The 18,736-nt window shown below is 61.2% G+C and carries 16 protein-coding genes; 11 read left to right on the top strand and 5 right to left on the bottom strand.

Translation table 11 applies throughout. The annotated features are described in order from the left end of the window. Positions 1 to 61: 61 nt before the first annotated feature. From ACTJLA_RS00980 to aspA, 3 genes are all read right to left on the bottom strand, one after another. Positions 62 to 1,039 carry an asparaginase gene (locus ACTJLA_RS00980; protein WP_440840616.1) on the bottom strand — a complete coding sequence of 326 codons (978 nt, stop codon included), beginning with the start codon at positions 1,037 to 1,039 and terminating at the stop codon, positions 62 to 64. A 76-nt stretch (positions 1,040 to 1,115) separates the two neighbouring features. Beyond that, a complete protein-coding gene (locus ACTJLA_RS00985) occupies positions 1,116 to 2,561 on the bottom strand; it encodes an alanine/glycine:cation symporter family protein (RefSeq protein ID WP_054916993.1) in 1,446 nt (481 codons plus the stop codon). Positions 2,562 to 2,953: 392 nt separating this feature from the next. Continuing rightward, positions 2,954 to 4,378 (bottom strand): aspartate ammonia-lyase, encoded by a 1,425-nt coding sequence (gene aspA, locus ACTJLA_RS00990; RefSeq protein ID WP_003195657.1) that lies wholly within the window; start codon positions 4,376 to 4,378, stop codon positions 2,954 to 2,956. Between the two features lie 181 nt (positions 4,379 to 4,559). Between aspA and ACTJLA_RS00995 the strand changes: the two genes are divergently transcribed. The 5 genes from ACTJLA_RS00995 (at position 4,560) to ACTJLA_RS01015 (ending at position 8,324) form a co-directional block, all read left to right on the top strand. Further along, a complete protein-coding gene (locus tag ACTJLA_RS00995) occupies positions 4,560 to 5,468 on the top strand; it encodes a LysR substrate-binding domain-containing protein (protein WP_019818139.1) in 909 nt (302 codons plus the stop codon). Positions 5,469 to 5,770: 302 nt separating this feature from the next. Then, the gene (gene purE, locus ACTJLA_RS01000) at positions 5,771 to 6,262 is read left to right on the top strand and encodes a 5-(carboxyamino)imidazole ribonucleotide mutase (RefSeq protein ID WP_003195648.1); all 492 of its coding nucleotides are present in this window, start codon (positions 5,771 to 5,773) and stop codon (positions 6,260 to 6,262) included. Positions 6,263 to 6,273: 11 nt separating this feature from the next. Further along, on the top strand, positions 6,274 to 7,359 hold the full coding sequence (locus tag ACTJLA_RS01005) for a 5-(carboxyamino)imidazole ribonucleotide synthase (RefSeq protein ID WP_054896064.1): 1,086 nt from the start codon (positions 6,274 to 6,276) through the stop codon (positions 7,357 to 7,359). A gap of 105 nt (positions 7,360 to 7,464) precedes the next feature. Beyond that, entirely contained in the window at positions 7,465 to 7,710 is a 246-nt protein-coding gene (locus ACTJLA_RS01010) for a GlsB/YeaQ/YmgE family stress response membrane protein (RefSeq protein WP_005792540.1), read from the top strand. A gap of 77 nt (positions 7,711 to 7,787) precedes the next feature. Continuing rightward, positions 7,788 to 8,324 (top strand): DUF3299 domain-containing protein, encoded by a 537-nt coding sequence (locus ACTJLA_RS01015; protein ID WP_003195640.1) that lies wholly within the window; start codon positions 7,788 to 7,790, stop codon positions 8,322 to 8,324. Between the two features lie 115 nt (positions 8,325 to 8,439). On the opposite strand, the gene ACTJLA_RS01020 is transcribed toward ACTJLA_RS01015, so the two are convergent. Beyond that, a complete protein-coding gene (locus ACTJLA_RS01020; protein ID WP_440840617.1) occupies positions 8,440 to 9,339 on the bottom strand; it encodes a D-hexose-6-phosphate mutarotase in 900 nt (299 codons plus the stop codon). Between the two features lie 58 nt (positions 9,340 to 9,397). After that, a complete protein-coding gene (locus ACTJLA_RS01025; protein WP_003176975.1) occupies positions 9,398 to 9,802 on the bottom strand; it encodes an acyl-CoA thioesterase in 405 nt (134 codons plus the stop codon). Positions 9,803 to 10,208: 406 nt separating this feature from the next. Between ACTJLA_RS01025 and ACTJLA_RS01030 the strand changes: the two genes are divergently transcribed. From ACTJLA_RS01030 to phoU, 6 genes are all read left to right on the top strand, one after another. Next, the gene (locus ACTJLA_RS01030; protein WP_034129128.1) at positions 10,209 to 11,498 is read left to right on the top strand and encodes an MFS transporter; all 1,290 of its coding nucleotides are present in this window, start codon (positions 10,209 to 10,211) and stop codon (positions 11,496 to 11,498) included. Positions 11,499 to 11,617: 119 nt separating this feature from the next. Then, on the top strand, positions 11,618 to 12,604 hold the full coding sequence (locus tag ACTJLA_RS01035) for a phosphate ABC transporter substrate-binding protein PstS (RefSeq protein ID WP_003195633.1): 987 nt from the start codon (positions 11,618 to 11,620) through the stop codon (positions 12,602 to 12,604). A gap of 465 nt (positions 12,605 to 13,069) precedes the next feature. Beyond that, the gene (locus tag ACTJLA_RS01040) at positions 13,070 to 15,103 is read left to right on the top strand and encodes an ABC transporter permease subunit (protein ID WP_173647461.1); all 2,034 of its coding nucleotides are present in this window, start codon (positions 13,070 to 13,072) and stop codon (positions 15,101 to 15,103) included. Between the two features lie 15 nt (positions 15,104 to 15,118). Continuing rightward, the gene (pstA, locus tag ACTJLA_RS01045; RefSeq protein WP_034129126.1) at positions 15,119 to 16,789 is read left to right on the top strand and encodes a phosphate ABC transporter permease PstA; all 1,671 of its coding nucleotides are present in this window, start codon (positions 15,119 to 15,121) and stop codon (positions 16,787 to 16,789) included. A gap of 177 nt (positions 16,790 to 16,966) precedes the next feature. Continuing rightward, on the top strand, positions 16,967 to 17,800 hold the full coding sequence (gene pstB / locus ACTJLA_RS01050; protein ID WP_003195626.1) for a phosphate ABC transporter ATP-binding protein PstB: 834 nt from the start codon (positions 16,967 to 16,969) through the stop codon (positions 17,798 to 17,800). A gap of 115 nt (positions 17,801 to 17,915) precedes the next feature. After that, positions 17,916 to 18,677 (top strand): phosphate signaling complex protein PhoU, encoded by a 762-nt coding sequence (phoU, locus tag ACTJLA_RS01055; RefSeq protein ID WP_034129125.1) that lies wholly within the window; start codon positions 17,916 to 17,918, stop codon positions 18,675 to 18,677. Positions 18,678 to 18,736: the final 59 nt, after the last annotated feature.

Here is an 18,736-nt window from a genome sequence, read left to right on the forward strand (position 1 = left end):
TTCCATGTTAGGTATCAGCAAGCAGGGAATAGCAGTGCTTATGTAGGGCTGTCTTGGGCGTTCAAGCTGGGTTGGTATGCAGGTCCAACTCTACCAGGCGCCGCACTTCCTCGACGGCAAGGCCGGCACCGAGCAGGGCGTGCAACTTGCCGAACGCGGCTTCGCGGGTCATGCCTGCGCCGGACAACACGCCGGCGCCCCGCAAGCGGCTGCCGGCCTCGTAGACATCCAGCTCTACACCGCCTTCATGGCACTGAGTGATGGCGACCACCACCACACCTTGATCTTGCGCACGCTGCAAGCTGGCGAGGAACTGCGGATTATCGCTCGGCCCGGTGCCGCTGCCGAAGCACTCCAGCACCAAGCCCTGAATGCCGCTGCTGATGATTGCGTCTAGCTGTGCAGCGTCGAAACCGGGTATCAGCGGCAGTACGCCGACGTTCGCCAAGGCTTTGGGCTGACGGTAATCCAGCGCTGCCGGCAGGGTTTCGGCACGGGCGAAGTCATCCTTGCGTTGCAAGGCCGCAAACGGATTGCGCCCAAAACTGCGAATCTTCGCGCAGCGGGTCGGTGCCATCAGCGCGCCGTGGAAGTACAGGTGCACACCCGGCTCCAACCCTTCGGCCAAGGCTGTCAACGCACCGCTGACGTTTTCCCAGGCATCGCTGTCGGGCACACCGGCGGGCAGCATCGAACCGGTGAACACCACCGGTGCCGGCAGGCCCAGCAGTTGGAAGCTCATGGCCGCCGCGCTGTAGGCCAGGGTGTCGGTGCCGTGCAGGATCAGCACGGCATCGCAGCCGGCGTCTACCGCCTCGACCACGGCGCTGCGCAGGCGCTGCCAGTAAGCGGGGTTCATGTTGGCGCTGTCGATCAGTGGTGACATTTCCCGGAAGCGCCACGCGGGCAGGTCGGCGTCGGCGAACTGTTCACGCATGCGTACTTCAAAACCAGACGCGGGTGCCAGGCCATTGGCGCTGGCCTGCATGCCAATGGTGCCGCCGGTATAGAGCACCATCACGTTATTAGCTGATTGCATCGAAAATCTCCTGAACGAAAAACGCCGCCGGGCCCAGAGCATGCCCAAGGCCGGGCGGCGTGTCATCTAGCCGTGATTAACGTTGCGCTTGAGCGCTCAGTTCAACTGCCGGGGCCGCTTCGGTTTTCACCGGGTTGGCCGGCCAGGCCTTGCGGTCCAGGTCCAGGTCGGGGAACTGGCTGGAATCGAACACCGGGGTCTTGATACCCGCCGCGCGCTGGTTGTCGTAGTCGTTGAGGATGCGCATGGCAATCTTGAACAGGAACGCCAGGGCGAACAGGTTGACGAACGCGAGCATGGTCATGGTGATGTCGGCGAAGGCAAACACCGTGCTCAAGTTCTCGATGGAGCCCCAGAAAATCAGCACCAGCACCAAAGCGCGATAACCCATCAGCACCTTGCGGTTGTTGCCGACCAGGAAGCGCAGGTTGCTCTCGCCCAAGTAGTAGTTGTACATGATCGACGTGAACACGAACAACGCCAGGGCCACCGAGATGAACATGCGGCCCCAGTCACCCACTACTGCCGCCAGGGAGTTCTGGGTCAGGGCAATGCCGTCGCCTTCAAAGCCTGGGGTGTAGAAACCCGACAGCAGGATCAGCAACGCAGTACAGGTGCAGATCACGAAGGTGTCGAGGAACACGCTGAACGCTTGCACCACGCCTTGGGCGATAGGGTGTTCTACCGACGCCACTGCCGCCACGTTAGGCGCACTGCCCAAGCCTGCTTCGTTGGCGAACACGCCGCGCTTTACACCCATGATGATCGCGCTGCCCACCAGGCCACCGAAGGCTTGGTCGAGGCCGAACGCGCTCTTGACGATGGTCGCGAGCATGGCCGGTACGTGGTCGAATTGCAGCACGATCACGTACAGGGTCACGGCGATGTAGACCAGGGTCTTGACCGGCACCAGCAGGTCGGCGATCGAGGCGATACGCTTGATCCCGCCGATGAACACCAGGCCCAGCAACACCGCCAGCGCGAGGCCGGTGTAGGTGGTGTCGAGGCCGAAGGCGTTGTTCAGCGAGTGGGTGACAGCGTGTGCTTGCAGGCCGTTGAAGGCAAAGCCGAAGGTCACCAGCAGCAGGAACGCCATGACCATCCCCAGCCAGCGCTTGTGCAGGCCGTGCTGGATGTAATACGCCGGGCCGCCACGGTAGGTGCCTTCAGCGTCGGTGCGCTTGTACAACTGGCCGAGGGAGCACTCGATAAAGCTCGAAGACATGCCCACCAGCGCGGTGACCCACATCCAGAACACGGCACCCGGGCCACCCAACGTCACGGCAATGCCGACACCGGCGATGTTACCGGCACCCACGCGGCCGGCCAGGCTGAGCATCAGCGCCTGGAACGAGCTGAGTTGGCCGGCGCTGCTCTTGAGGCTGTCTTTAAACACCGAGAACATGTGGAAAAAGTGACGCAACTGCACGAAACGCGAGCGGATCGTGAAATAACCGCCGAGCCCGACTATGAGCACGATCAGTACTTTCCCTGAGAGGAAGTCGTTGATGACTTCGAGCATGGAGTGTTCCTCGCTGATTTTTCTAATGGCAAACGCAGGACGGTCCGACGCATCGCTCGGCACCAGGCAGTGCACGACGCTCGATCCCCATCCTTTTGCGGGTGTTGTTATTCATGCGCTTTCGCGTGGTTCCCGGGCCTCGTTACCGACAGCCGCAGACGCGAAGAGGGGCGGCACTATACCTAGGCGAGCGTGATCCGTCTGCACGGGGCGATTAAAGGTTTCAGCGCGGTCGCGGAAGGGGAGGAAGGTTTGCGGTGCGATATTAGATTTTTTATGGGCGTCATGGAGCAACCTCAAGGCAAAAAAAAGGGCCTGAAGAACGAGCCTTCAGGCCCTCAAAAGGTGAGAGGTGTCTAGTCCCTCAACCTGGTGAGCGGTGCAACAAACGCTTAGGCCTTCAGCGGGACCAAGCGTGGAGCGATCATGTTTTCCGGGCGCAGGATGTCGTCGAGCATGGCGTCGTCGAGCAAGCCTTCTTCACGCACCAGTTCCAGCACGCCGCGCCCGCTTTCAAGAGCGATACGCGCAATGCGGGTGGCGTTTTCATAGCCGATATACGGGTTCAGCGCGGTGACCAGGCCGATGGAATGCTCCACCAGTTCGCGGCAGCGTGCTTCGTTGGCGGTGATGCCGACGATGCAGTGCTCGCGCAGCATGTCCATGGCGCGTTGCAGCAGGCGGATCGAGTCGAAGATCTTGAAGGCGATCAGCGGCTCCATCACGTTCAACTGCAATTGTCCGCCTTCGGCTGCCATGGTCAGGGCCAGGTCGTTACCGATCACCTGGAATGCCACCTGGTTAACCGCTTCCGGAATCACCGGGTTGACCTTGCCGGGCATGATCGAGCTGCCTGGCTGGCGTGCCGGCAGGTTGATCTCGTTGATGCCGGTGCGTGGGCCGCTGGACAGCAGGCGCAAGTCGTTGCAGATCTTGGACAGCTTCACGGCGGTACGCTTGAGCATGCCGGAGAACAGTACAAAGGCGCCCATGTCGGAGGTGGCTTCGATCAAGTCGGCCGCCGGTACCAGCGGCTGGCCGCTGATGGTGGCCAGGCGTTGTACGGCCAGGGCCTGGTAACGTGGGTCGGCGTTGATGCCGGTGCCGATGGCGGTGCCGCCCAGGTTCACTTCGGTGAGCAGCTCCGGTGCCAGGGTCTTCAGGCGCGCCAGGTCTTCGCCCAGGGTAGTGGCGAAAGCGCGGAATTCCTGGCCGAGGGTCATCGGCACGGCGTCTTGTAACTGGGTGCGGCCCATTTTCAGCACATGGCTGAACTCGGCGCCTTTGGCGGCGAACGCCTGGATCAGGCTGTCGAGGCTGGCCAGCAGCGCGTCATGGCCCAACAGCAGACCCAGGCGGATCGCGGTCGGGTAGGCGTCGTTGGTCGACTGCGCCATGTTCACGTCGTTGTTGGGGTGCAGGTACTGGTATTCGCCCTTCTGGTGACCCATGGCCTCCAGCGCGATGTTGGCGATGACTTCGTTGGCATTCATGTTGGTTGAAGTGCCGGCGCCGCCTTGAATCATGTCCACCACGAACTCTTCGTGGAAATCGCCGCGGATCAGACGAGCACAGGCTTCGCTGATGGCAGCGTGCTTGGCTTCGCTGAGCTGGCCCAACTCGCGGTTGGCGTCAGCGGCCGCTTGCTTGACCATTGCCAGACCGACCACCAATTTCGGGTAATGCGAAATCGGAACGCCCGAGAGGCGGAAGTTATTCACCGCTCGCAGGGTCTGGATGCCGTAATACGCTTGAGCCGGTACTTCGAGTACGCCAAGCAGGTCTTTTTCGGTACGGAATGATGCAGCAGAGGACATGACGGAAATCATCTCAATATGGACCCGGAACTGGCCGGAACGCTGCGAATGCTAGGCTTGTAGAACTTTTTGGGCCAATGCTGTTAAACACTGGCCTATGCACAAACGGCATAATGTGGATGTGACCCGGTTATCTTGGCGGGCGTGTGTGCCAAAATGGTGCATTCCGTGGGAGGCAGTGATGAACCTTGAGAGCAAGTGGTTGGAAGACTTCAGCGCCCTGGCGGCGACGCGTAGTTTTTCCCAGGCGGCTGAGCGGCGCTTTGTCACCCAGCCGGCGTTCAGTCGGCGTATCCGCAGCCTGGAAGCCGCGTTGGGCCTGACGCTGGTCAACCGTTCGCGTACACCGGTGGAGTTGACGGCGGCGGGGCAGTTGTTCCTGGTTACGGCGCGCACAGTGGTCGAACAGCTCGGTGAAGTCCTGCGCCATTTGCATCACCTGGAAGGCGGGCAGGGCGAAGTCATGCAAGTGGCGGCCGCCCACTCCCTGGCCTTGGGGTTCTTCCCGCGCTGGATCGCGCAGTTGCGCAACGAGGGCTTGAATATCGCCACGCGGCTGGTGGCCACCAACGTCGGCGACGCCGTGCACGCCCTGCGCGAAGGCGGTTGCGACCTGATGCTGGCGTTCTACGACCCGGACGCGGCGATGCAAATGGACGCCGAGATTTTCCCGTCGCTGCATCTGGGCAACACCGAAATGCTCCCGGTGTGCGCCGCCGATGCCGAGGGCAAGCCGCTGTTCGACCTGGAGGGCGAGGGCAGCGTGCCGCTGCTGGCCTACAGCGCCGGCGCGTTCCTTGGCCGCTCGGTGAATTTGCTGCTGCGCCAGAGGGCTCTGCGCTTTACTACCATCTATGAAACCGCCATGGCCGACAGCCTCAAGAGCATGGCGCTCGAAGGCTTGGGGATCGCCTGGGTACCGCAGTTGAGCGTACGTGCAGAGTTGGCGCGCGGCGAACTGGTGGTGTGCGGCGGGCCGCAATGGCATGTGCCGCTGGAGATTCGCTTGTATCGCTGCGCGTTGGTGCGCAAGGCGAATGTGCGGTTGTTGTGGAGGAAGCTGGAAGGTGGGGCAGCGCAAAGCGCTTGAGCCCAGCGCAGAACACATGTGGGAGCTGGCTTGCCTGCGATAGCGGTGTGTCAGNCAGGCAAGCCAGCTCCCACAGGATTTCGTGGTGTATTCGCTGACTCTTAAGTCAATAAAACCGCCACTTTGCGCCGCTAGACAGATGGTCATCCCAGGGGCTGTTTATCTGGATTATTACGGTATACTGCGCGGCCTTCGGCCGGTCCAAACCGGCCTTAATTCGTACACCAAGCCACGCTGGATTTCCCGCGTGGCTTGTTGTTTTTTGACGCGCCTGCGGGCGCCCAGAGAGAAGAGGCACGACGATGAGTGCATTGGTTGGCGTGATCATGGGCTCCAAGTCCGATTGGTCCACCCTTAGCCACACCGCCGATATGCTGGAAAAACTCGGCATTCCGTACGAAGTGAAGGTGGTCTCCGCCCACCGCACCCCGGATTTGCTGTTCCAGTATGCCGATGAAGCAGAATCCCGTGGCATCGAGGTGATCATCGCCGGTGCCGGCGGCGCGGCGCACTTGCCTGGCATGTGTGCGGCCAAGACTCACCTGCCCGTGCTTGGCGTGCCGGTGCAGTCGTCGATGCTCTCGGGCGTGGATTCGCTGTTGTCCATTGTGCAGATGCCGGCTGGCATTCCGGTGGCAACCCTGGCGATCGGCAAGGCCGGTGCGATCAACGCAGCCTTGCTGTCCGCCAGCATCCTGGGCGCCAAGCACCCGCAGTTTCATGCGGTGCTGAAAAAATTCCGTGCTGAGCAGACAGACAGCGTGCTGGACAATCCAGACCCACGCATCGCCTGAGGTTGTTGACGATGAAAATCGGTGTAATCGGTGGCGGCCAACTGGGCCGCATGCTGGCTTTGGCGGGTACGCCGCTGGGGATGAACTTCGCTTTCCTGGACCCGGCGCCGGACGCCTGCGCTGCGGCCCTGGGTGAACACCTGCGCGCTGACTACAGCGACCCGGACCACCTGCGCCAACTGGCCGATGAAGTCGACCTGGTGACCTTCGAATTCGAAAGCGTCCCGGCCGAAACCGTGGCCTTCCTGTCGCAGTTCGTGCCGGTGTACCCGAGCGCCGAAGCCTTGCGCATCGCTCGCGATCGCTGGTTCGAAAAGAGCATGTTCAAGGACCTGGGCATTCCGACGCCGGCCTTCGCCGACATCCAGTCCCAGGCCGACCTGGACGCGGCGGTCGCCAGCATCGGCCTGCCGGCGGTGTTGAAAACCCGCACCCTGGGCTACGACGGCAAGGGCCAGAAAGTCCTGCGCACCGCGGCCGATGTGGTCGGCACTTTTGCCGAGCTGGGCAGCGTTGCCTGCCTGCTGGAAGGCTTCGTGCCGTTCACTGGCGAAGTCTCGCTGATTGCCGTACGCGCCCGTGATGGCGAAACCCGCTTTTACCCGTTGGTGCACAACACCCACGACAGCGGCATTCTCAAGCTCTCCGTGGCCAGCACCGACCACCCGTTGCAGGCCCTGGCCGAAGATTATTCCAGCCGCGTCCTCAAGCAACTGGATTATGTCGGCGTGATGGCGTTCGAGTTCTTTGAAGTCGACGGTGGCCTCAAGGCCAATGAAATTGCCCCGCGCGTGCACAACTCCGGGCACTGGACCACCGAAGGCGCCGAGTGCAGCCAGTTCGAAAACCACCTGCGGGCGGTGGCGGGCTTGCCGTTGGGCTCCACGGCCAAGGTCGGCGAGAGCGCCATGCTCAACTTCATCGGCTCTGTACCGCCGGTGGAGCGTGTGATGGCGATCGACGATTGTCACGTGCATCACTACGGCAAGGCCTTCAAGGCCGGGCGCAAGGTCGGCCACGCCAACCTGCGTTGCAAGGACCGTGCGACGCTGCAGGCGCAGATCCTCAAGGTTGAAGCACTGATCGCCGAACAATAAGCCTGGCCACGGCGGGAACCATTGGGGTTCTGCGTCTCTCTGATTGCAGGATGCCAAAGCCTGACTAGGCTTTGGCATGACTCATACCAATCAGAGGGAAATGCCATGGGTATCATCGGAACCATCTTTATCGGCTTGATCGTCGGCCTGCTGGCGCGCTTCCTCAAGCCTGGCGACGACAGCATGGGCTGGATCATGACCATCCTGCTGGGTATCGCCGGTTCCCTGGCCGCGACCTACGGCGGTCAGGCCCTGGGGATCTACCAGGCAGGCCAGGGCGCAGGTTTCATCGGCGCGCTGGTGGGTGCCATCGTGTTGCTGGTGATCTACGGCCTGATCAAAAAGAAGTAATCAGCCGACAAAGTCCTCTGCGCTGCGCAGGCGCAGAGGGCTAGAATGCTCGGCACTTGTATTTGCCGAGCCTCTCCATGCGCCGTCTTCTGTTAACGCTTCTTCTGCTGGGCTCTGGCCTGGCGCACGCTGGCGAACTGCCGGAAACCGACTGGCTCGACCTGATGCCGCTGTCGGATCAGAAAGCTCTCGAAGCCATGCCCGAGATCGACCACAACTCCCCCGAAGCTCAAGGCACGTTCACCGAAAAGGGTGGCTTGAAGCAGAGCAAGGGCCTGCCTGCGGTGATGTATTCCACCAAGACCGTAGCGGCCATGAACGGCAAGAATATCCGCATTGGCGGCTATCCGGTGCCGCTTGAAACGGACGCCAAGGGCCGCAGCACATTGTTCTTCCTCGTGCCTTACCCGGGCGCCTGCATACACGTGCCGCCACCGCCGCCTAATCAACTGGTGCTGGTGCGCTATCCCAAGGGGTTGAAGCTGGATGATATCTACACGCCGCTGTGGGTCACGGGCACGCTGAAGGTGGAGAAGGTCAATAACGACTTGGCAGATGCCGCGTATGCGCTGGAGGCGGGGAAGGTGCGGGTGGTGAAGGAGTCTGATCTCTAAAGCTCAGAGCATAACCCTGTGGGAGCTGGCTTGCCTGCGATAGCAACGCCTCGGTGTTCCTGATACACCCAGTTGCCTGCATCGCAGGCAAGCCAGCTCCCACATTTGATTGGGTTTACAAGGCCAGTGCCGTGATGCTCACGCCTAGAGTGTGGCTTTCGCCGGGCGCCAGGTTCACAACATCGTCCAGCACGTTGGCCGTCTCGATGCACAACATACCCTGCCAGCCGTCATCGGCCATATCGTCGAAAGCCTTGGCGCGTTCGGTCCAGGGGTTCCAGACCACGGTGGATTTCGAGCCTTCGCTGGTGAGCTGGATACGGCGCTGCCAATCGCTATCGACGATGTTCAACTGGGCCGGCGTATTCAGGTAAATGCGGTCTGTTTCGGCGCTGAAGTGCAGCAGCCCGGCTTGCTGTTTCTCGGTCCACCCGTCGGCGGTATCGATGTAGGCCACGCCATCCAGCCCCTTGACCTGCACTTTGCGCACATCGCTCACGGCGAAGTAGGTGTGCAATGCCTGGCTGAGGGTCACGGCGTCGGCGCCGCGGTTGTGGCTGGTCAGGCGGATGTGCAGTTGGTCATCCAACAGCAGGCTCAGCGTCAGGTCTACCTGATGGGGCCAGCCTGGAAAGCCGCCAGCCGGCACCGGCAATACCAGGTCCACTCGCAGCGTCTGGCCGTCGAGTTCGGTGGTGGCCAGTTCCCAGCGGGCGGTGCGCACAAAACCGTGGGCGCCGGCAGGCTGATCACTCTGGCGCATGGCTTTGACGCTTTGCGGGTTGCGGTCGAACACCCCGAACCACGGCCAGCACACCGGTACGCCAGTACGAATGCCTTTGCCCTGCTTGAACACTGCCTCAGGGTTCGGCCAGATCAGCGGCTGTTCGCCCTCGCGCTGGTAACTGAAGATATGCGCACCCTGTTGGGCCACCATGAGCTCGGCGCCGTTGTGGCGGATGCGCCAGCAGTCCAGCTCGTCGATTTTTACCGTCTCAACGTGGGGCGTAGGCATGACAAAGCTCTCTTAGTGGCAGGCAATGGGGCAATTGACCGTTAAAACCCGGCGAGGTTTAACGCGCCCGTGACGGTACCGAGCGCGTGCGGCCGCTGCCATCGATGGCGACGAACACGAATACGGCTTCGGTCACCTTGCGCCATTCGCTGGACAACGGATCGTCGCTCCACACTTCGACCATCATCTGGATCGAACTGCGGCCGATTTCCAGGGCCTGGGTATAGAAGGAAAGCTGCGCACCCACGGCCACCGGCACCAGAAACGCCATGCGATCAATGGCCACGGTGGCCACGCGCCCACCGGCGACCTTGCTGGCCATTGCCGTGCCGGCGAGGTCCATCTGCGCGACCAGCCAGCCGCCGAAGATATCGCCAAAACCGTTGGTTTCACGCGGAAGCGCGGTGATTTGCAGGGCGAGATCGCCTTGCGGGATAGGATCTTCTTGTTCGAGTTCGATCATGCCGAGGGTGCCTCTGACCCGTGACGCTTCATGGGTATTTCAAGTGGATAGCCGTCTTCTCAGAAAAACGTTTCAGCACCAACATACACCGCTCGATGCGTTTCTCGTAAGGCGAACTAAAGGGAAACTCTGCCAAATCGGCTGGATGGCACCCAACAACGTTTTGGCACAGCAGCCCCTCAAGACAGCGGGTCTGGCGCTTGCACCGGCGAGTATATCGAGACCCTGGCGCCACGACGACCTCCCGACGCTCATTTGGTCGGTAAATAGACGCTGTATCGGGGCTTTTGCGCGCAACTGTGCTCCTGGCGCTGTGCTTTTTCGGGCGATTTGCTATCTTGCCAAACCCGCCGCAAGTCACGGGCGTGCAGTCCTTTACGATGATTACTATAAGAGAAGCCTTGCCATGTCCTCCGTGCCCGCAAGCAGTGCGCAACCCTCGCGCCCGCTGACCCGCAACGACTACAAAACCCTGTCGCTGTCTGCCCTGGGTGGAGCGCTGGAGTTCTACGACTTCATCATCTTTGTGTTTTTCGCCACCGTGGTCGGGAAACTGTTCTTCCCTGTCGACATGCCCGAATGGCTGCGCATGATGCAGACCTTCGGCATCTTCGCCGCCGGCTACCTGGCGCGCCCCTTGGGCGGCATCATCATGGCGCACTTTGGTGACCTGCTGGGGCGCAAGAAGATGTTCACCCTGAGCATCTTCATGATGGCCGTACCCACCCTGATCATGGGTCTGCTGCCCACCTACGCGCAGATCGGCCTGTGGGCGCCGGTCCTGTTGCTGCTGATGCGCATCATCCAGGGCGCGGCGATCGGCGGCGAAGTACCGGGCGCCTGGGTGTTCGTCTCCGAACACGTCCCGCCGCGCCACATCGGCTACGCCTGCGGCACCCTGACCAGCGGCCTCACCGCCGGTATTCTGCTGGGCTCGTTGGTGGCTACCGCCATCAATAGCGCCTATACACCGGAACAGGTCTCTGATTACGCCTGGCGGATTCCTTTCCTGCTCGGCGGCGTATTCGGCCTGCTGTCGGTGTATCTGCGTCGTTGGCTGCATGAAACCCCGATCTTCGCCGAGATGCAGCAACGCAAGAGCCTGGCCGCTGAACTGCCGTTGCGCGCCGTGTTGCGCGATCACCGTGGCGCCATTGTGCTGTCGATGCTGCTGACCTGGCTATTGTCGGCCGGCGTGGTGGTAGTCATCCTGATGACCCCGACCGTGCTGCAAACCATCTACCACTTCAGCCCTACGGTTGCGCTGCAAGCCAATAGTCTGGCCATCGTGACCCTGAGCCTGGGTTGCATCGCCTCGGGTGCGCTGGCCGACCGTTTTGGCGCCGGTCGCGTGCTGGTCACAGGTTGCGCACTGCTGCTGGCGACTTCCTGGACGCTGTATCACAGCCTGATGGCACACCCCGACTGGCTGTTCCCGTTGTATGCCTTGACGGGTCTGTTTGTCGGCACCATCGGCGTGGTGCCCTACGTGATGGTCAAAGCCTTCCCGCCGGTGGTGCGCTTCAGCGGTCTGTCGTTCTCCTACAACGTTGCTTATGCCGTGTTCGGCGGGTTGACGCCATTGGCGGTGTCGCTGCTGATGAAGGAGAGCCCGATGGGCCCGGCTTACTATGTGGCCGTCCTGTGTGTGATGGGGATGCTGGTGGGCGGGTATCTGTGGAAACGCGGCCGCTGAAGCCTGCACATTCAGATAGTGGCCTTTCATCTAATTGTCATATTTCAGACATAGAGTGTTCACACGGCCTGCCGATACTTGGCCCCGATCCAATTATCCCTATCTGCTAGGAGCAAGGCATGAAACTGAAACGTTTGATGGCGGCAATGACTTTTGTCGCTGCTGGCGTTGCGACCGCCAACGCGGTGGCCGCTGGTGTTGATCCGGCAATCCCGGCTTACGTCAAGACCACTGGTGTGTCGGGCAACCTGTCCAGCGTCGGCTCCGATACCCTGGCTAACCTGATGACCCTGTGGGCCGAGGGTTACAAAAAGGAATACCCGAACGTCAACATCCAGATTCAAGCTGCCGGCTCTGCCACTGCGCCACCTGCGCTGACTGAAGGCACCTCCAACCTGGGCCCGATGAGCCGCAAGATGAAGGACACCGAACTGGCGGCCTTCGAGCAGAAGTACGGCTACAAGCCAACGGCAATCCCGGTTGCCGTGGATGCCCTGGCGGTATTTGTGCACAAGGACAACCCGATCCAGCACCTGACCATGGAACAGGTCGATGCGATCTTCTCCTCGACGCGTCTGTGCGGCGCCAAAGCCGATGTGAAAACCTGGGGTGACCTGGGCGTGACCGGCGACCTGGCCAACAAGCCAGTGCAACTGTTCGGGCGTAACTCGGTATCCGGCACCTACGGCTACTTCAAGGAAGAAGCCCTGTGCAAAGGCGACTACAAGCCAAACGTGAACGAACAACCGGGCTCGGCTTCGGTCGTGCAGTCGATCAGCTCCTCGCTGAACGGCATCGGTTACTCGGGCATCGGCTACAAGACCGCCAGCGTGAAGACCGTGCCATTGGCCAAGAAAGGCAGCACTGACTACATCGAAGACTCCGAAGAAAACGCCCTGAACGGCAAGTATCCGCTGTCGCGTTTCCTCTACGTGTATGTCAACAAAGCCCCGAACAAGCCACTGGCGCCGCTGGAAGCTGAGTTCGTGAAACTGGTGCTGTCCAAGCAGGGCCAGGAAGTAGTGGTCAAAGACGGCTACATCCCACTGCCAGCCAAAGTCGCCGCCAAGGCCCTGGCTGACCTGGGTCTGAAAGAAGGCAACTAAGCCTGCGATACCTGATGTAGACGCATGATTTTCTGTGGGAGCGGGCTTGCCCGCGATGCTGGCGACGCGGTTTAGCGTTGAAATCNCAAGCCCGCTCCCACATAAGCAGTCTGCATCCCTAATTTTTATCCGCTGCCAGCCCTGCTTCGCGGCGGATTTGTTGCGTCACTGCACTGTCATCTTTCTGTCATACAGGATCGCTAGGGTGTGCGCATGAATGATCTGGCCAATTCCACCATGACGACGACTTCCCCTCCCAAGCGCATTGATTTCAATACGCCTGAGCTGCAACGCAAGCGCCGCATCCGCGCGCTCAAGGATCGCTTCACCCGTTGGTATGTGCTGGTCGGCGGCCTCGCCGTGCTGGCCGCCATTACCCTGATCTTCTTCTTCCTCGCCTATGTGGTTGCGCCATTGTTCCAGGGCGCCTCGTTGACCAAGGAAGACGCGTTGACGCCCGCTTGGATGCAGGACGCCGGCAAGCCGTTGATGATCTCCCTCGAAGAACAGAACCAGGTCGCCATGCGGGTTTCCGACAAGGGCCAGGCGCTGTTCTTTGCCGTGGACACCGGTGCCGAGCTCAAGCGTGTCGACCTGCCGATTCCGGCCGGTACCAGCGTTGCTTCCATTGGTGAAGATCAGCCGGGCAGCCCGCTGGTGATTCTCGGCTTGTCCAATGGCCAGTCTTTGGTGTTTCGCCACACCTATAAGGTGTCGTACCCGGACGGCAAGAAAACCATCACCCCAGCGATCGAGTACCCCTACGGCGAAACGCCGATCGTGCTGGATGACGCCGGTCGCCCGCTGGAACACGTTGCGCTCAACGCCACCGATACCTCCCTGGTGGTGGCAGGTTCCGCCGGTTCGCACTTGAACGTGCTGACCCTGAGCCGTGAAGAAAACATGATGACCGGTGAGGTCACCAGCGAGCAGAAGCGCGTCGAGCTGCCGCAGATGACCGAGCCGGTGAAGGCGATCTTCATCGACCCACGCCAGCAGTGGTTGTATGTGATCAACGGTCGTGCCCTGGCCGACGTGTTCAGCCTGCGCGACAAGAGCCTCAACGGTCGCTACAAACTGCTGGAAGACGCCGACACGGAAATCACCGCCAGCACCCAGTTGGTCGGCGGTATCTCGCTGATCCTGGGTAACTCCAAAGGCGGCCTGGCCCAGTGGTTCATGGCCCGCGACCCCGATGGCGAACAGCGCCTGAAGCAGATCCGCACCTTCCAGATGGGCACCGCGCCCATCGTCGAAATCAGCGCTGAAGAGCGCCGCAAAGGCTTCACCGCCCTGGATGCTGCTGGCCAGTTCGGCGTGTTCCACAGCACTGCCCACCGCACCTTGCTGGTGGACCCGGTGGTCGACGGCCAGGGTCTGTTCGGCATGTCGCCACGGGCCAACCGTGTGATTGTCGAGGCGGGTGGCAAGCTGCAACCGTTGTTGCTCGACAACCCGCACCCGGAAGTGTCGTGGAGCGCGTTGTGGAGCAAGGTCTGGTACGAGAACTACGACGAGCCTAAATACGTCTGGCAATCCACGGCCGCCAACACTGACTTCGAACCCAAGATGAGCCTGGCCCCGCTGACCTTCGGTACCTTGAAGGCCGCGTTCTACGCCATGTTGCTGGCGGCGCCACTGGCGGTTGCTGCAGCGATCTACACCGCTTACTTCATGGCGCCGAGCCTGCGCCGCAAGGTCAAGCCGGTGATCGAGCTGATGGAAGCCATGCCGACGGTGATCCTCGGATTCTTCGCCGGCCTGTTCCTGGCGCCGTATGTGGAAGGGCACCTGCCGGGCATTTTCAGCCTGTTGATGCTGTTGCCGATTGGCATCCTGGTCGCCGGCTTTGTCTTCAGCCGCTTGCCTGAGTCGATCCGCCTGCGCGTTCCCGATGGTTGGGAAAGCGCGATCCTGATTCCGGTGATCCTGTTGGTGGGCTGGCTCTCGCTGTACATGAGCCCGTACCTGGAAACCTGGTTCTTCGGCGGTGACATGCGCATGTGGATCTCCCACGATCTGGGCATTACCTACGACCAGCGCAACGCGCTGGTGGTCGGCCTGGCCATGGGTTTTGCGGTGATCCCGAACATCTACTCCATCGCCGAAGACGCCGTGTTCAGCGTGCCACGCGGCCTGACTCTGGGCTCCCTGGCCCTGGGCGCCACGCCGTGGCAGACCATGACCCGCGTGGTCATCCTCACCGCCAGCCCAGGCATCTTCTCGGCGCTGATGATCGGCATGGGTCGCGCCGTGGGCGAGACCATGATCGTACTGATGGCTACCGGTAACACCCCGGTGATGGAGATGAACCTGTTCGAGGGCCTGCGCACCCTGGCGGCCAACGTTGCGGTGGAGATGCCCGAGTCGGAAGTGGGCGGCAGTCATTACCGCGTGCTGTTCCTCTCGGCGCTGGTGCTGCTGTTGTTCACCTTCATCATGAACACCCTCGCCGAGCTGATTCGTCAGCGTCTGCGCAAGAAATACTCGTCGCTTTAAGAAAGGTAGAAGTCTGTGAAACAGAACTCCCTGAATGGATGGTTCAAGAGCGGCGCCCCTGGCGTCTGGATCAGCGGTGGCGCGGTGTCCATCGCGGTCATCATGACCATTGGTTTGCTGGCTGTGATTGCGGTGCGGGGCCTGGGCCATTTCTGGCCGGCCGACCTGATCCAGGCCAACTACAACGTGCCAGGCCAGGCCAACCACATCGTGATCGGCGAAGTGGTGCAGAAAGAAGAAGTGCCGCGTGAGCGCCTGAAAAGCGCGGGCCTGCCGGTGCCGGACCAAGGCCCGGAATTCATGACCCGTGAGCTGATCAAGGTCGGCAACCGCGACCTGAACGGTAACGACTTCACCTGGATTGTCGGTGAGTGGCTGAAGGACCAGACCAAGCCTGCGAACCTGATGGCCATCGAGCGTCGTGAGTGGGGCAACTTCTACGGCACCCTGGTCAACGTCAAGCAGGACGGCAAGGTGATTGCCGAAGGCGAGGCCGCGTGGCCTGAGCTGCAAGCCCGCGTGGACCGCGTGAACAAGCTGGCCGCTCAGCTCAAGAGCCTGGAAAAAACCGATATTGGCGCGATCAACGCAGGGCTGGAGCGCATCCGCCTGCACGGTCGCAAACTGGAACTGGAAGGCAAGCTCGACGCTGCCGCCCAGGCCGACATGGACGCCGACCGCGCCGAGCTGAACGCCCGCTACCAGGACATCGAAGCGCGCCTGGCCGACCTGCATGCCCAGTTCAACCGCGACGCCCTGACGGCGCGTGACGGCAACGGCAAGGAAGTGGAAATCGGCATCGGCAAAGTGGTGCACGCCTATCAGCCGAACGCCATGGGCACGATGACCAAGATCGGCTTCTACTTCAGCAAGGTCTGGGAATTCCTCAGCGATGACCCACGGGAAGCCAACACCGAAGGCGGGATCTTCCCGGCCATCTTCGGCACCGTGATGATGACCCTGATCATGGCAATGATCGTGACCCCGTTTGGCGTACTGGCTGCGGTGTACCTGCGTGAGTACGCCAAGCAGAACACGTTGACGCGCATCATCCGCATCGCCGTGAACAACCTGGCCGGCGTACCGGCTATCGTCTACGGCGTGTTCGGCCTGGGCTTCTTCGTGTATGTATTGGGGGGCTCGGTCGACCGTCTGTTCTTCGCTGAAGCGCTGCCTGCGCCGACCTTCGGTACGCCGGGGTTGCTCTGGGCTTCGCTGACCCTGGCGCTGCTGGCGGTGCCCGTGGTGATCGTGGCCACCGAAGAAGGCTTGGCGCGGATTCCTCGCACCGTGCGTGAAGGCTCCCTGGCGCTCGGCGCGACCAAGGCGGAAACGTTGTGGAAGATCGTGCTGCCAATGGCCAGCCCGGCGATGATGACCGGCATGATCCTCGCCGTGGCCCGTGCCGCGGGTGAGGTGGCACCGCTGATGCTGGTGGGTGTAGTGAAGCTGGCGCCGTCGCTGCCGCTGGATGGCAACTACCCGTACTTGCACCTGGACCAGAAGATCATGCACCTGGGCTTCCATATTTATGACGTCGGCTTCCAGAGCCCCAACGTCGAAGCCGCACGGCCGTTGGTGTACGCCACCGCCTTGCTGCTGGTACTGGTGATCGCCACGCTCAACCTGTCGGCAGTGTGGATTCGTAACCACCTGCGCGAAAAATACAAAGCGCTGGACAGCTAATGCGATCCAATGTGGGAGCTGGCTTGCCTGCGATAGCATCACCGCGGTTTTACTGCAATACCGCGCCGCCCGTATCGCAGGCAAGCCAGCTCCCACAGGGCTCGGTGTCAGGCACAGAATTTGAGTAAGCCGCCCCGGCGGTTCAACGAAATGAATTGGTAGCACAGGGAGCATCCCATGCAACACGAAACCCAATCCCACGGCATCAACATGTCTGCCCTGGGTCGCGACAAGCAGAGCCTGAGCCTGGCCCAGGAAACCGTGGCCATCGAAGTCCCCGGCCTGAGCCTGTACTACGGCGACAAGCAGGCGCTGTTCGATGTCAGCATGAACATCCCCAAGCAACGCGTGACCGCCTTCATCGGCCCGTCGGGCTGCGGCAAGTCCACGTTGTTGCGTACCTTCAACCGCATGAATGACCTGGTGGACGGTTGCCGTGTAGAAGGTGCAATCAACCTCTACGGCACCAATATCTACCGCAAGGGCGAAGACGTGGCCGAACTGCGTCGCCGCGTGGGCATGGTGTTCCAGAAGCCTAACCCGTTCCCCAAGACCATCTACGAAAACGTGGTCTACGGCCTGCGTATCCAGGGCATCAACAAGAAACGCATCCTCGACGAAGCGGTTGAGTGGGCGCTCAAGGGCGCGGCATTGTGGGACGAGGTCAAGGACCGCCTGCACGAATCGGCACTCGGCTTGTCCGGCGGCCAGCAGCAGCGCCTGGTGATCGCCCGTACCATCGCCGTAGAGCCGGAAGTGTTGCTGCTCGACGAACCGTGCTCGGCGCTCGACCCGATCTCCACCTTGAAAGTCGAAGAGCTGATCTACGAGCTCAAGTCCAAGTTCACCATCGTCATCGTGACCCACAACATGCAACAGGCGGCGCGGGTTTCCGACTACACCGCGTTCATGTACATGGGCAAGCTGGTGGAGTTCGGCGATACCGACACCCTGTTCACCAATCCGGCGAAGAAGCAGACCGAAGACTACATCACCGGTCGCTACGGCTAGTTGGAGCAGCTGCAAGCCGCAAGTTTCAAGCGGCAAGTAAGAGCAGTTCAACGGAACGACACACATCAGCTTGCAGCTTGTAGCTTGCGGCTTACAGCTTTTGCGGAGCAACCCCATGATTAGCAAAGAAGGCCTTACCCACCACATCTCCGCGCAGTTCAATGCCGAGCTTGAGGAAGTGCGCAGCCACCTCCTGGCGATGGGCGGGCTGGTGGAGAAGCAAGTCAATGATGCGGTCACCGCGCTGATCGAGGCCGACTCGGGCCTGGCTCAGCAGGTGCGTGAGATTGACGAGCAGATCAACCAGATGGAACGCAATATCGACGAAGAGTGCCTGCGCATTCTTGCCCGCCGCCAGCCAGCGGCCTCGGACCTGCGTTTGATCATCAGCATTTCCAAGTCGGTGATCGACCTGGAGCGCATTGGCGATGAAGCCACCAAGATTGCCCGCCGCGCCATCCAGCTGTGCGAAGAGGGTGAGGCGCCCCGTGGCTACGTGGAAGTGCGCCATATCGGCGATCAGGTGCGCAACATGGTGCGCGATGCCCTCGACGCTTTCGCCCGCTTTGACGCCGAACTGGCGTTGTCGGTGGCTCAGTACGACAAGATCATCGACCGCGAATACAAGACCGCGCTGCGCGAGTTGGCCACCTACATGATGGAAGACCCGCGTTCGATCTCGCGGGTCTTGAACATTATCTGGGTGCTGCGCTCCCTGGAGCGTATCGGCGACCACGCGCGCAATATCTCGGAATTGGTGATTTATCTGGTGCGCGGCACCGACGTCCGGCACATGGGCCTCAAGCGCATGAAGGCCGAAGTTGAAGGCACTGCTGATCTAATCCCTAATGTTCCGGGCGAATCTGACGATAAGTAAGGTTGCCCGAGAAATTAACGCCCGGCCTCTGGCCGGGCGTTTTTGTTTGCGGCATCTGA

Source organism: Pseudomonas sp. 22072, from assembly GCF_052046095.1.
Lineage (GTDB): Bacteria > Pseudomonadota > Gammaproteobacteria > Pseudomonadales > Pseudomonadaceae > Aquipseudomonas > Aquipseudomonas paracarnis.

Coding starts and splice junctions, on each gene's coding strand:
- ACTJLA_RS00980 (WP_440840616.1), bottom strand. CDS start 1,039: ATGCAATCAGCTAATAACGTGATGGTGCTCTATACCGGCGGCACCATT.
- ACTJLA_RS00985 (WP_054916993.1), bottom strand. CDS start 2,561: ATGCTCGAAGTCATCAACGACTTCCTCTCAGGGAAAGTACTGATCGTG.
- aspA (WP_003195657.1), bottom strand. CDS start 4,378: ATGTCCTCTGCTGCATCATTCCGTACCGAAAAAGACCTGCTTGGCGTA.
- ACTJLA_RS00995 (WP_019818139.1), top strand. CDS start 4,560: ATGAACCTTGAGAGCAAGTGGTTGGAAGACTTCAGCGCCCTGGCGGCG.
- purE (WP_003195648.1), top strand. CDS start 5,771: ATGAGTGCATTGGTTGGCGTGATCATGGGCTCCAAGTCCGATTGGTCC.
- ACTJLA_RS01005 (WP_054896064.1), top strand. CDS start 6,274: ATGAAAATCGGTGTAATCGGTGGCGGCCAACTGGGCCGCATGCTGGCT.
- ACTJLA_RS01010 (WP_005792540.1), top strand. CDS start 7,465: ATGGGTATCATCGGAACCATCTTTATCGGCTTGATCGTCGGCCTGCTG.
- ACTJLA_RS01015 (WP_003195640.1), top strand. CDS start 7,788: ATGCGCCGTCTTCTGTTAACGCTTCTTCTGCTGGGCTCTGGCCTGGCG.
- ACTJLA_RS01020 (WP_440840617.1), bottom strand. CDS start 9,339: ATGCCTACGCCCCACGTTGAGACGGTAAAAATCGACGAGCTGGACTGC.
- ACTJLA_RS01025 (WP_003176975.1), bottom strand. CDS start 9,802: ATGATCGAACTCGAACAAGAAGATCCTATCCCGCAAGGCGATCTCGCC.
- ACTJLA_RS01030 (WP_034129128.1), top strand. CDS start 10,209: ATGTCCTCCGTGCCCGCAAGCAGTGCGCAACCCTCGCGCCCGCTGACC.
- ACTJLA_RS01035 (WP_003195633.1), top strand. CDS start 11,618: ATGAAACTGAAACGTTTGATGGCGGCAATGACTTTTGTCGCTGCTGGC.
- ACTJLA_RS01040 (WP_173647461.1), top strand. CDS start 13,070: ATGCAGGACGCCGGCAAGCCGTTGATGATCTCCCTCGAAGAACAGAAC.
- pstB (WP_003195626.1), top strand. CDS start 16,967: ATGCAACACGAAACCCAATCCCACGGCATCAACATGTCTGCCCTGGGT.
- phoU (WP_034129125.1), top strand. CDS start 17,916: ATGATTAGCAAAGAAGGCCTTACCCACCACATCTCCGCGCAGTTCAAT.